This window comes from Halomonas sp. SH5A2 (assembly GCF_014263395.1).
Taxonomy (GTDB): Bacteria; Pseudomonadota; Gammaproteobacteria; order Pseudomonadales; family Halomonadaceae; genus Vreelandella.
In genome coordinates, this window is the sequence record NZ_CP058321.1 from 585053 (window position 1) to 597559 (window position 12507).

The window sequence follows — 12507 nt, forward strand, 5'->3', positions numbered from 1 at the left end:
TTAAAAGAAGATAAGCAATACGATGGTTAACGCATGCCGATGTTTGGGTGCTTCGTAATGAAGTGAGTACTCGAGAATGGCAGCCATAACGTCGTAGTATCCGTCAAAAAGGGTCGTGGGTATGTCGAAGGTATATGCCAAAAAGGGGCGGTGGCTGCAATGGGGCGGTGGCATTGCCATCGTAGTGGCGCTGTTGCTGGACTTGGTGGGCTGGATGCCGATGCCTTTTTTAGAGCGCTTGGAGTGGCAGACCTACGACACCCGCGTGCGAGCGACGCTTAGCGAGGAGGCTGACCCCTCGCTTGCGATCATCGATATTGATGAGCGCAGCCTTTACGAGGTGGGCCAGTGGCCATGGCCGCGCACGGTCGTCGCCGAGCTGGTGGAAATGCTGTTTGAGACCTATGACGCGGGGCTGCTGGGGGTGGACATTGTGTTCGCCGAGCCCGAAGGGCGGGTACTTGAATCGTACTGGGAAACGTTAGTAAGCGATTACCCCGAGCTTGAAGAGCGCTCCCCGCCAGAAAGTGGCGATGCGGTACTGGCGGATACCCTGGCTAACTACCCGGTGGTGCTAGGGCATTATTTTCAGGCAAGCGCGGCGGTGGATGATCCGCCGCCGGTGGGTGCGTTGCCCTCGCCGGTGGCGGTGAGCGAAGGGGATTCGCTTGCAGTGCCCGAGCCCGAGCGCTTCACCAGCAACCTGCCCAAATTGCAGCAAAGCGCGATGGGCGGCGGTTTTTTTGATAACCCTCGGGTGGATGACGACGGTGTATTTCGCCGGGTGCCCTTATTGCAGCGCTGGGAGGGCGAGCTTTATCCGAGCCTGCCGCTTGCGATGTTAATGGCGATGATAGGCGGGCCAACCATTGACCCACAGGTGGGTGAAGGTGCGGGCGTGGCCCAACTGGAGGCGCTGGACGTCGGCGGCTTTAAAATTCCAGTGGATAACCAGGGGGCGGCTCTGGTGCCGTGGTACGGCGAGCGCGGGCATTTTGCGTATATTTCAGCGGTCGATGTAATCAACGAGCGTGTCGAGCCTGAAGCGTTGGCAGGTAAAACATTGATTCTGGGGGCTTCAGCCCCCGGTTTGATGGATTTGCGCTCGACCCCGGTGGGCAGCGTTTTCCCTGGGCCAGAGGTCAACATGACGCTGCTGGCGGGGATGTTGCACCAGAGCTTTAAGGCCCAGCCGCCGTGGGTGGCGGGAGCGGAGCTGGTGAGCCTGGTCTTGCTGGGGGCGCTGATGACATTTTTGTACCCGCGTTTAAGCGCTCCTGTGTTGCTGGCAGTTAGCGCCGGACTGTTGGGCATGACGCTGGGCGGTAACCTCTGGGCCTGGCAGCAAGGGCTGGTGTTGCCGCTGGCCTCGTTCGCGGTGCTGTTGGTGTTGCAGATGCTTTGGCACTTGGCGCTGAATTTTTTACGCGAGTCGCAGCATAAACGTTGGGTGGCCGAGCGTTTTGGCCAGTATGTGCCGCCCAAGCTGGTGGATGACATGGTCGACAGTGGCGAGAGCCTGGGTCTTGCGGGTGAGGAGCGTGAGTTGACCGTGCTGTTTTCAGACGTACGTGGGTTTACGGCGTTTTCAGAGTCGATTCCGCCTGCTGAGTTGACCCTTGTCATGAATCGTCTGCTGACGCCGCTAACCGGCGCGATTCACGCCCACGACGGTACCATCGATAAATACATGGGCGATGCGATCATGGCGTTTTGGGGGGCACCGATCCACGATGCTGCGCACGCCGAGCACGCCCTTGAAGGGGCGTTTGCCATGCTGGAAGCACTTGAGGACATCAACCAGATCTTCACCCAGGAAGGTAAGCCTGCCCTGGCGATGGGCGTGGGCCTGAACACGGGACCCATGAGCGTTGGCAACATGGGCTCCAGCTTCCGTATGGCCTATACCGTGATGGGCGATAACGTCAATTTGGGTTCGCGCCTGGAGGGGCTGACCAAAGCCTACGGGGTGAGTGTGCTGGTAAGTGAGTCAACCGCGCAGCAAGCGCCCAACTGGTGCTTCCGCAAACTGGATAAAGTACGTGTCAAGGGCCGCAGCGCACCGCTTTGGGTGCTGGAGCCGCTGGGTAAATGGAAGGCGCTGACCCAAAGCCAGCGCGAGTGGCAGGCGGCTTTCGAGCAGGCTGTGGCGCTTTACCAGGCGGCATCGCTTAGTGAGGCCCAGGCGGCGTTCAACGCGCTTGAGGATCAGCAAGACTCGCCTACCCAGCTATATTTGCAGCGTATTGCGTATTTCCAGCAAACCCCACCTCCCGCCGACTGGGACGGGGTGTGGACGCATGTGGATAAATAAGGGCTTATTGTCAGTGGCTTTGAGGTCAAGGAGTGACCTCTTAGCGCTCGAAGAGTCCGGTGCCGCTGTAGTTGCCCAGATCGCCTGAAGCTTCGATCAGGCTCATAATGGCGGCGGCTTCTTCGCCGATATATTGGCCTTGTAAGGTGTTGAAACCATCAAAGCAGTCTGGTTCGCAGTTTTCGTGGGTAAGGTCGATGGTATCGATCGGGAAGGTTTCAAAAGACGCGCTGCCTTCTTCGGCGACCAGGCCACCCACCAGTTGACCAGAATCTTCCAGCACTATATCAACCGTAACGCTGCTTTCCATGCCAGTACTTGCGAGTGTGATGGTGCTGTCGCCTAGAATGTTTATCACATCGTCGCCAGCCTGGTTGACCAGCCCAGTGCCGCCTGCCCAGTTGAATGTTACCCCCTCTGCTAACTGATCGCTTATGGCTGATAGAGCTTGTTCGCTCAAGTCAAAACTGAGCGTGTCGGTTAATTCATCTGAAGAGGCAATAAAAGGAATACTTTCCATCACCGTATCGCCTTCAAAATAAGGGTCAGGCGCGCCGGCGTCCCAGTAGCCCCAAACCACCTCGCCACCCGCTATGTTTTGGCTGTCTTGTTCTGTGGGCGTTGTATTTTCTTCGTAAAAGCCATTTAAAAAATCGCTGCCGAAAAGCGTGGTTAAGCTGTTTTCAGTGGTAGGTGGGAAGTCGATCCAAGCCTCCGGCTCAGGTTCGGGGTCTGGCTCCGGCTCAGGTTCGGGGTCTGGCTCTGGCTCAGGTTCGGGGTCTGGCTCAGGTTCGGGTTCTGGCTCAGGTTCGAGCTCAGTCTCTGGTTCAGACTCTTGGTTGACGTCGTCTTCTAAATTATCTGCAAAGGCGCGGGCACGGGTAGATTGTTCTTGAGTGAGGTTGTTGGTTTGCTCGCTTTGAAGCTGCTCGTTGGTGGCCGGTGCCAGCGCTATGCGGTCGAAAAATGTGCCGTCAGTGGCATTGCTATCGGTATCGGCATCCAGCGTGGTACTGGTAACGGTAGTGTTGTTGCCATCTTGCTGGGCGGTTTCGTCGCTTGGGTTTTCATCATCTTGGCGTGTTTGCTCGCGGCGCTGTTCTTCCAACTGTTCAAAAATCGCTAGGCCGTCAGTCAGAAACTCTGGCGTGGCATCCGCCGCGGCGGAAAACACGACTTGCCCTGGGCGCACAATACGCTCGCCAGCGTCGGTGCTCATGGAGAGCATGCCGCTTTCGACATACAGGTAGCTGCCGGTTGCCATGCCGGGTATTGGGGGTTTTTCGCCTTCGGGCACGTGAACCAGTTGAAAGCTGGTGCCGCGAATACCCATGGTGGCCACCGGCGTTTTATGGCTGACGTTTTCGGGGGCATTGCGACCAATTAACCCGGTCACGGCGCGTAAACCACCGCGCACTAGCTCGCCGCTCTGTTCGGATTCTTCGGGGTTTTCTTCGTTTTTGTTGTAGCTTTCCAGGGTGTAGGTGCTTTCTGGCTGGATAGCCTTTGTGCCGCCGTCGCTGTAGCGGATCTGCAGCGTACTGGCGCTTTGGGTTCGGAAGGTGTCGCCAGCGAAAATATCCTCGCCGCGTTCGGCGGCGGTGCGCTCGCCATCGCGTTCAATTGAGGCATCGCCATGAATGAACATCACCTTCCCAGCGGGGGCATTGGCCCAAACCACCATGGGGATGACCAGGCTGCCAACAGTGGCGTGGAGCGATACCCAGCGGGCAAGGGGGTGCTGTGTAAAACGAGCCATAAGCCCTCCTTAGAACAGATAGCGCACGCCAATCTGGGTTTGCAGGCGAGTCGAGTCGTAAAACTCGATGGTGGCATCACGCTGTTCATAATTGGCAGAGGTTTCGACCAGCCAGTGGCGGTTGAGCTGGTAGAGCCAGCTAATTCGCGCTTCCCATATCTGCTCTTTACGGGCAGTGGGCTGGTAGCGGGTAGTAATGTCGTTCACGTCGTCCTGATAGTTGCGCTCCCGGTAACCCACATCGCCGCGGATGAGTTGGCGCTCGCCAATGGGCATATCCACGCCCATGCCTACTTGCCAGTGGTTTAGGTCACCGCCCGCGCGTTGTTGGTTGCCTGTGCCGCGGGCCCACTCCTGGCCTAGTCGGGCCTGCCAGCGCAGGTCGACGTGAGTGAGTGGGGTGATGAGTTCGACCCCCAGGCGGCCTGCGTCGTAATCGCTTAGCGTGTTGTCAAAGTCGTTGCGTTGGGCACTAAGCTGCCAGGTCAGCTGGCTATCGGTGCCTACCGTGTAGGCGTAGCGGCCGCTAAGACTCCAGCGGGTCAACAGCGGGTTTTGGTCGGCCCCACCCCAGCCTTGTAAAACACTGGGTTGCAGCGTCCAGGTGTGGCCATTGCTCAGTTCGCGCTGGTAGGCAGGCGCCAGCTGTAACAACGTCAGGTCGATTTCTTCGGCACTATCCTGGGAGTAACGCTGGGTCTGGGCAGTGGCGTCAAACAGCCAGTGTGAGCGTTCGTCAATTGGGTATTGCCCTCGGTAATTGGCTTGCAGCCGGTGGTAGAGGCTTGAGCGGCTGGCAAAAGTAACGTCGTCAAGCTGGCTGGGGTCGTCGGGCTCCAGGGCACCGCTTTCAATGAGCTGGTCCACCACACTGCGGAGTGACGGAGGTAAAGGGTCAAGTGCGATATCACTACTGTAGCGCTGGGGATTGCTGTCGTAGCCAAGAGCGACGCCGAGGCTCAGGTTATGCTGTGGGTCGTTGTCTCCCCGGCGGCGTTGTTCGATGACTTCTTTGAAACGGCGAATGGCTGCTTGTGCTTCGGGTGGAGGGGAGAGTGCTTCCAAACGCTCAATTTCCTGTTCAGCGGCGCGGCGCTGGTCAAGTTGCAGGAGCGCGGCGACGCGCTCCATTCGTGCGCCTGCATGTTCTGGCTGGATAACTAACACACGATCCAAGGCCATCATGGCATGGGTAACGTCATCGGCGCGCAGAGCGCTGACACCCAGCCAGTAGTCAAACTCAGGCTCGCCGCTGTGTTCAACTTCGGCGGCTTTAAGTTGCTCGTACGCCGCGTTGGCATCGCCTTGGTCGAGTAATTGGCGGGCACTTTGTAGCGTCTCCTCATATGCCAGGGCATGGGTTGTGCATAGCAGCCCCAGTGTCATACTCAGCAGGCAGTAAAGTCGAATAGGCTGCACTGTTATTAATCTCATAGGCTAACCCAGTTCCTCGCTACTTATACGAGTGCCAGTGTACGGGTTGTTAAAAGGTAGGGCTTCCACTCAGCGTTACACTTGTGGTGTATTCCTCTGGCGGTTTTATCAGATCACCTGCCATGGCTGTGTCGCGGGAAGAGCGGCATGAAGCTGTTGAATGATTTTTTCACGATGCTGCGGTTTTAGGTGGGTTATCAATAGCTTGTTAGGGGGCATCGACAGCCGGGAAAATAGTTCGGCGAGTCGCTCGGGGGTGAGGTGGTAAGCCGATGCGGCGAGGCGGTCGAGATCGTTGGGGAAGGCACATTCAATCACCAGCGTGTCGAGTGCGCCTAGCCGGTTAAGCGATTGGATGGTGGTATCGGAAAGCCCGGTATCGCCGCTAAATGCGACGGTGCCCGTCGGGCAACTTATCCAATAGCCACAGGCGGGAACACCATGGGAAACGGGAAACGGGGTCGCAGAGACGGTATCGTCAAACGAATACGTCTGCCAATAAGTGAGCGGCATATAACGCAGCACAGGACGTTCTGGAGAGGGCAGCTGGGTGAAGTCGGGCCAAATAACATGATTGAAAATATGTGTTTGGAGGGCCTTGAGGACGTCAGGCAGTGCGTAAATAGTCAAGACTTGGCGATGCGATACAAGGGTTTCAAACAGGTTGTCGATAAGCAGTGGCAGGCTTGAAATGTGATCAATATGGGCATGGGTCAACAGGACGCTTTTAAGCTCGCTAATTTCTTCATTGCGGAGCTGGTTAACGCCCGTACCCGCATCTAGCAGCATGGAAGGGGTCAGCAAAAAGGCACTCGTTCCCTGAGACGGCTCGAGACCTCCGCTAGCGCCAAGGGTGTTAACGTTCACAGTGCTGTTACTCCATTTTGCTGGATTGGATATATAACAGTGATCAATGACGGGGGTGAGATAGAGTCACGGTATATTGTTGTGGTTGCTGTTTTTTATTGAAGCGTCAGGGGGCTTGGCGAGCCAGTTTAGTTGCCATATCGAACCCAATAATGCTTTGTATTGTATTTTTTATCTCGGGGTCGCGTTGGTACATACGCTCAAGAACCGAGGATGGCCAAATTAAGTAACGTACCGGCTCGTTTGCAATCACATCAGCACTGGTTAACCGGCCGGTAATAAAGCTCATTTCACCGGCAAAGTCGCCTGGGGAAAGTGTGGCGCGTTCAATGCCATTAACCTTAACGCTGGCACTGCCTGAAAGCAAAATGATAAGCGCCCGCAGCTCTTTACCTTGTTCGATTAACGCCTCGCCTGATTGTATTTCATGGGACTCCGCGTGCTGTAACAAGCGGCGCATGCGACGAGGTTTAAGCAGCGAAAAGGTTGTGTCGTGCAGCCACTGCTCTTCTTGGGTGAGCTTAATCGGGCGGCGTTGGAGCAGTAAAAACGTTAAGTTGACGGTATTAATCGCAATAAAGGCGATTTGCCAGGACATGGCGCCATAAAGCGGGGTGGATTGAAAATAAAAATACGGCAACGTGGATGATGACGCCAAAATGGTAATTGCGCGTAGCCACGCCATATCGCGAACAATATACGCTAAACAAAACAGCGCATTGGCAATAAAAAAAAGCGCAATTGTGAACATCTTATCTCCACAGCAATATAATTCACCACTTCATGGAAGCGGCACCATGCTACACAAAAACATGGGTAGGATCGCAATGAATTTGGCTGCTCGTCTCTGAGAATGGAATTCCCCCTGTCGTTTGTATCAAAATAACCGTATCGGATATCGCCCATCGTCGTTAGGAGTGCTTATGCCCAGCACATCGCCGCAGCAAACGCTCAAAGACGTCTTCGGCTTTGACGACTTTCGCGGCGGCCAGCAGGCGGTGGTGTCAAGGGTGCTGGACGGGCACTCTACGGCGGCGATTTTTGCCACTGGCGCGGGAAAATCGCTCTGCTACCAGCTCCCGGCGCTTCATTTGCCTCACTTGACCCTGGTCGTGTCGCCGCTGCTGGCGCTAATGCAGGATCAGCTTTCCTTTCTGGCCCGCCATGGTGTGGCCGCCGCGAGTATAGATTCCACCCAAGACCGTGAAACCACCCGTGATGTCATGGAACGCGCCAAAAGCGGCGAACTTAAAATCCTCATGATCTCGGTGGAGCGGCTCAAGAACGAGCGCTTTCGCCACTTTCTACGCCAGGTGCGTATTTCGCTAATGGTCGTCGATGAAGCCCACTGCCTTTCCGAGTGGGGGCATAACTTTCGCCCGGATTACCTCAAACTGCCGGACTATCAGCACGACTTCGCTATTCCCCAGGTGCTGTTGCTCACCGCCACGGCAACGCCCGCTGTTATCGCCGATATGCGTGAGAAGTTTGCTATCGCGCCGGATAACGTCATTACCACCGGCTTTTACCGTTCCAATCTTGAACTGTTGGTGGCGCCTGCCATGGAAGATCGCCAGCAGCAGTTGATTGACTGGCTGAAGCCACAGATGCTGCCGGGCAGCGAAGCACCGACGATTATCTATGTCACCTTGCAGCAAACCGCCGAGCAGGTGGCGAAAGCGCTGGCGGCTCAGGGCATTGCCGCCCAGGCGTATCACGCCGGGCTGGATTCTGAGCGGCGAGATGCGATTCAGGGCCAGTTCATGCGCGGTGATTCGCCCTGCATCGTGGCCACCATTGCGTTCGGTATGGGCATCGACAAGGGCAATATTCGCAACGTGGTGCACTACGACCTGCCCAAGTCCATCGAGAATTACAGTCAGGAGATTGGCCGGGCGGGGCGTGATGGCTTGCCTTCCACCTGCCTGACCATGGCGGGGCGCGATGGCTTACGGGTGCTGGAAAACTTTGTTTACGGTGATACCCCCGAATACGCTGGCATTATCCGCTTGCTGGAAGAAATCGCGGCAGCAGGCGGCCAGCCGGATCGCCAATGGGAAGTCCTGCTTTTCACGCTTTCCCGCGACACCAATATCCGTTCGCTGCCATTGAAAACACTACTAGTGCGGTTGGAAATGCACGGCATTATTGCGCCGCGCTTTGCGTTTCTGGCCGAGTATCGGCTGCGCTACCATATCGAACCCTCTGAATTGGTAGGCCGCTTTGAAGGTGAGCGGGCGGCCTTTGTGCGCCTTATTGTCGATAATATTCCCATCGCCCGTACCTGGGGCACGGTAGATTTTGATCGGCTACATAATGCCGGGCAGGCGCAACACATCGATGCCTCCCGCGCCCGTGTGATTACCGCGCTTGAGTACTTTCAGGATAAAGGCTGGCTGACCCTGGAAGGCAAGCGGATGACCGACGTGTACGAGGTGCTTCAGCCGAATTTTTCCATTGAAGCGCTGGCGAGCCAGTTATTTGACGAATGCCGACATCGGGAACGGATTGAGATTGAGCGGCTACAGGCCATGCTGGCGCTGTTTGAATCGGAAAGTTGCCTGACGCGGCGGCTGGCCGAGCACTTTGGCGATAGCACTTTTGATGCGCCACCTGACACCGAGCAGGGCCGCTGCGGGCACTGCTCGGTGTGTTACGGCCATCCCGTACGACTGCCGGATGCGCCGCCGCTGGCCGCGCTAAGCGATGCTGATTTTGTGCGCTATGCCACGCCGCTGATCGAGCGCCACGCGCACCAATTTGGCCAGCCGCCCAATGCGCAGCGGCTGGCGCATTTTCTGTGCGGCCTCACCATGCCGGTCTTCACCCCGCTCAAAGCGCGTAGCCTTGACGGCTTCGCGGTCTTTGAGCAGCGCGCCTACCCTGAGGTACGTGAATGGTTAGCGGGTTATTTAGAATGCTAAAAGTACTGTTTTGACATGGAAGGCCGATCCTTGACTACGCTTAAGCTCTTTCAGGGAAATTAAAGCAGGGAGCAACCATGCTAAGCGGAAGCGGGGCGGTCGTCATTATCCAAAAGCGCGTAAAACCACTTCCTGAGGCGCGGCGCGAGAAGGGAGTGGATACAAGCGCGGCGTCCGCTAGGACGCCTTGTGTCTTGCTTTCTTACATATTTTCATTTAAAATGTAAGTAATGAAAACCGAACGCGCCTACAAATACCGTTTCTATCCGACGCCTGAGCAAGAAGCCTTGCTGGCGCGGACGTTTGGGTGTGTTCGGTTTGTCTGGAACGCGGTGCTGCGCTTTCGCACCGACGCGTTCTATCAGCGTCAGGAGAAAATCGGCTATAACGACGCCAGTGCGTTTTTAACAGAGTTGAAAAAGCACCCCGATACGGCATTTCTCGCCGAGGTTAGTTCGGTACCGCTGCAACAATGTCTGCGGCATCAGCAAACGGCCTTCAAAAACTTCTTTTCAAAGCGTGCTCGCTACCCGCGTTTTAAATCCAAGAAGCACCGGCAATCAGCCACGTTTGCCAGCTCCGCGTTTTCGTACCGTGACGGGGCCATCAAGCTGGCAAAATGCAGCGAGCCGCTAAACATTCGGTGGAGCCGCGCGCTTCCGGCAGCACCCAGCAGCATCAGCATCTCGAAAGATGCTGCCGGTCGTTACTTCGTCAGCTGCCTATGCAAGGTGGATACCGAGGCGTTGCCGATAACGCCCAAGATGGTCGGCATCGACCTGGGGCTGAAAGACCTGTTTGTGACCAGCGACGGCAAGAAAGTCAACAACCCACGCCATACGGCGCGCTATGCTCGAAAGCTGGCGCGGGCGCAGCGGCATCTCAGCCGCAAGCAAAAAGGCTCGAATAATCGCGCCAAAGCCAAGCAGAAAGTGGCGAGATGCCACGCCAAAATGGCCGACACGCGGCTTGACCACCTGCACAAACTCACCCGCCAGATCGTTAACGAGAACCAAGTGATCGCAGCGGAGAGTTTGCAGATAAAGAGCATGGTCAAAAACCGGCATCTCTCCAAAGCTATCAGCGATGTCGGCTGGGGTGAGCTGGTGCGCCAGCTTGAGTACAAAGCGGCCTGGGCAGATCGACAGTTTGTTCAGATCGACCGTTGGTATCCCAGCAGCAAGCGCTGCCATGGCTGTGGCTATGTGATGGAATCGCTACCGCTGAACGTTCGCACCTGGGACTGCCCAGGCTGCGGCACCCAACGCATTGACCGCGACGTGAACGCGGCCCACAACATTCTAAAAGCAGGCACCGCGCTACTGGCCGGTGCCGAGAGTTGAAGGCATACCGAGGGGCACTCGGGAATGAACGCCTGTGGAGTTTGTGTAAGACCGGCAATGCCAAGGTATTGAGGCAACGGACAACGAAGCAGGAACCAGGAAGGTAACGACCTGGGAATCCTCATCCAGAAACGCGTCAACGCTGAAGGGTGGGGAGGATGTCAAGCTGATTACCTGGTCTGCTTCACTCACCTTCCTGCAAATGCAGCAGCACTGGGCCGTAGGGGGATGAGTAGCCGTTTACTCCCAGGTGGGGAAGGGGTCGGGCAATTGCTTCCACGCCTCCATGCCTTCCAGTAACTCAGCCTCGCTCAGCAGGCAGTTATCCAGCGCTTCGCGCATTTTGGCTTGATCAAGGCTCTGACCGATAAACACCAGTTCCTGGCGCATGTCGCCAAACGGTTCCTGCCACTTATCCATGATGAACTGGCGAATCTCGGGGTCTTCCGGCCAGCGCTCTTCAGGAATGGCTTTCCAGAACACGCCGGCCATGCCGTGGTGGGCGATACCGCCTGCCTGGCTCCACTGGCCCGCATAGCGTGGGCGAGTTGCCAGCCAGAAGAAGCCTTTCGAGCGAAGCAGGCCGTCACCAAACCATTCCTGATTCAGCAGGTCATGAAACTTCTGTGGGTGGAAAGGCCGGCGGGCGTGGTAGGCAAAACTGCCGATGCCGTATTCCTCTGTTTCGGGGACGTGCTCGCCGCGTATCTCTTTTAGCCAGCCGGGTGCCAGTTGGGCCCGCTCGAAACTGAACTTACCGGTGTCCAGCACTTTATCCAGGGGCACGCCGCCCTGGGTAATCGGCACCAGTTCAGCATCAGGGTTCAGCGAGCGTAGAATGGCCTTTAGAGCGCCCAGCTCTTTGTCGCTGATCAGGTCGGTCTTGCTGACCAGTAGCACGTCGCAAAACTCGATTTGATCGACCAGCAGGTCGGCGACGTTGCGTTCATCTTCTTCACCCAGGCTTTCACCGGCCTCAGCCAGGCTTTGCGCTTCGCGGTACTGCTCCAGAAAGTTGGCCCCGTCGACTACGGTGACCAGCGTATCCAGCCGCGCTAGGTGGGAAAGGCTCTGGCCGCTTTCGTCTTCAAAGGTGAAGGTTTCCGCGACGGGCAGCGGCTCGGAAATCCCGGTGGACTCAATCACCAAGTAATCGAACTTGCCTTCCCGAGCCAACTGGCTGACCTCTTCCAGCAAGTCTTCGCGCAAGGTGCAGCAGATGCAGCCGTTGCTCATCTCTACCAAACGTTCTTGTGAGCGGTTCAAGGCAACGTCACCGTCCAATGGAGGCTCGCTAGGGCCGCCGCGAACTAGCGCGCCGTCAATGTTCACCTCGCTCATATCGTTGACGATCACCGCGACGCGACGGCCTTCACGGTTGGCAAGGATATGATTGAGCACGGTGGTTTTACCGGCACCCAGAAAACCCGAGAGCACCGTCACGGGTAGGGGAGAAAACGCAGTCATTGCTAGGTCACCTCTAAATGGGTTTATGTTATGTGATAATATAACAATAAAGAAGTGACAAGAGAAAGATCTGTTTTCCTGGTGTTTCCATCAAGCTCTTCAGGGGCAGCAATCAGCGCTTATATTGCGTTGGACAGTAGCCGCGGAGGACATCCGGCGAGCGCAGAGCGGTATGTTTTGTCGCCCGGTCGGTGACGCGTTTGCGCCATAGGCGAAACGAAGCCGGTTTGAGCTGGTGGCGCATCACCTCGATTACATCCGGCTCGGCAAGGCCATAGAGCGTTTCAATGGCTTCAAACGGCGTGCGGTCTTCCCAGGCCATTTCGATGATGCGTGACTGTTCGTCGTCGGGCAGGCGGCGAAAGCGTTTGACAGCAGCTTTGGGCATGACGATACCTC

9 protein-coding genes are annotated in these 12507 nt (G+C 56.6%); 3 read left to right on the plus strand and 6 right to left on the minus strand.

Translation table 11 applies throughout. The annotated features are described in order from the left end of the window. The first annotated feature begins 121 nt into the window (after positions 1-121). Positions 122-2314 (plus strand): CHASE2 domain-containing protein, encoded by a 2193-nt coding sequence (locus tag HXW73_RS02795; RefSeq protein WP_186254793.1) that lies wholly within the window; start codon positions 122-124, stop codon positions 2312-2314. A 40-nt stretch (positions 2315-2354) separates the two neighbouring features. On the opposite strand, the gene HXW73_RS02800 is transcribed toward HXW73_RS02795, so the two are convergent. The 4 genes from HXW73_RS02800 to HXW73_RS02815 all read right to left on the minus strand — a co-directional run bounded on the left by HXW73_RS02800 (position 2355) and on the right by HXW73_RS02815 (position 7125). Beyond that, positions 2355-4073 (minus strand): FecR family protein, encoded by a 1719-nt coding sequence (locus tag HXW73_RS02800; RefSeq protein WP_186254794.1) that lies wholly within the window; start codon positions 4071-4073, stop codon positions 2355-2357. 9 nt (positions 4074-4082) lie between these two features. Beyond that, on the minus strand, positions 4083-5507 hold the full coding sequence (locus tag HXW73_RS02805) for a hypothetical protein (RefSeq protein ID WP_186254795.1): 1425 nt from the start codon (positions 5505-5507) through the stop codon (positions 4083-4085). A 108-nt stretch (positions 5508-5615) separates the two neighbouring features. Next, positions 5616-6374 (minus strand): 3',5'-cyclic-nucleotide phosphodiesterase, encoded by a 759-nt coding sequence (locus tag HXW73_RS02810; RefSeq protein WP_186254796.1) that lies wholly within the window; start codon positions 6372-6374, stop codon positions 5616-5618. A 106-nt stretch (positions 6375-6480) separates the two neighbouring features. Next, on the minus strand, positions 6481-7125 hold the full coding sequence (locus HXW73_RS02815) for a cyclic nucleotide-binding domain-containing protein (RefSeq protein ID WP_186254797.1): 645 nt from the start codon (positions 7123-7125) through the stop codon (positions 6481-6483). Positions 7126-7297: 172 nt separating this feature from the next. Here HXW73_RS02815 and HXW73_RS02820 point away from each other — a divergent pair, with 172 nt between their 5' ends. Together HXW73_RS02820 and HXW73_RS02825 are read left to right on the plus strand one after the other, a co-directional pair. Further along, positions 7298-9298 (plus strand): RecQ family ATP-dependent DNA helicase, encoded by a 2001-nt coding sequence (locus HXW73_RS02820; protein WP_186254798.1) that lies wholly within the window; start codon positions 7298-7300, stop codon positions 9296-9298. 230 nt (positions 9299-9528) lie between these two features. Continuing rightward, the gene (locus tag HXW73_RS02825; RefSeq protein ID WP_186254799.1) at positions 9529-10641 is read left to right on the plus strand and encodes an RNA-guided endonuclease InsQ/TnpB family protein; all 1113 of its coding nucleotides are present in this window, start codon (positions 9529-9531) and stop codon (positions 10639-10641) included. 240 nt (positions 10642-10881) lie between these two features. Here the strand turns inward: HXW73_RS02825 and zigA are convergent, their stop codons facing one another. Both zigA and HXW73_RS02835 read right to left on the minus strand, forming a co-directional pair. Continuing rightward, positions 10882-12108 carry a zinc metallochaperone GTPase ZigA gene (gene zigA / locus HXW73_RS02830; RefSeq protein WP_186254800.1) on the minus strand — a complete coding sequence of 409 codons (1227 nt, stop codon included), beginning with the start codon at positions 12106-12108 and terminating at the stop codon, positions 10882-10884. A gap of 112 nt (positions 12109-12220) precedes the next feature. After that, the gene (locus HXW73_RS02835) at positions 12221-12496 is read right to left on the minus strand and encodes a TIGR03643 family protein (protein WP_186254801.1); all 276 of its coding nucleotides are present in this window, start codon (positions 12494-12496) and stop codon (positions 12221-12223) included. Between the last annotated feature and the right edge of the window lie 11 nt (positions 12497-12507).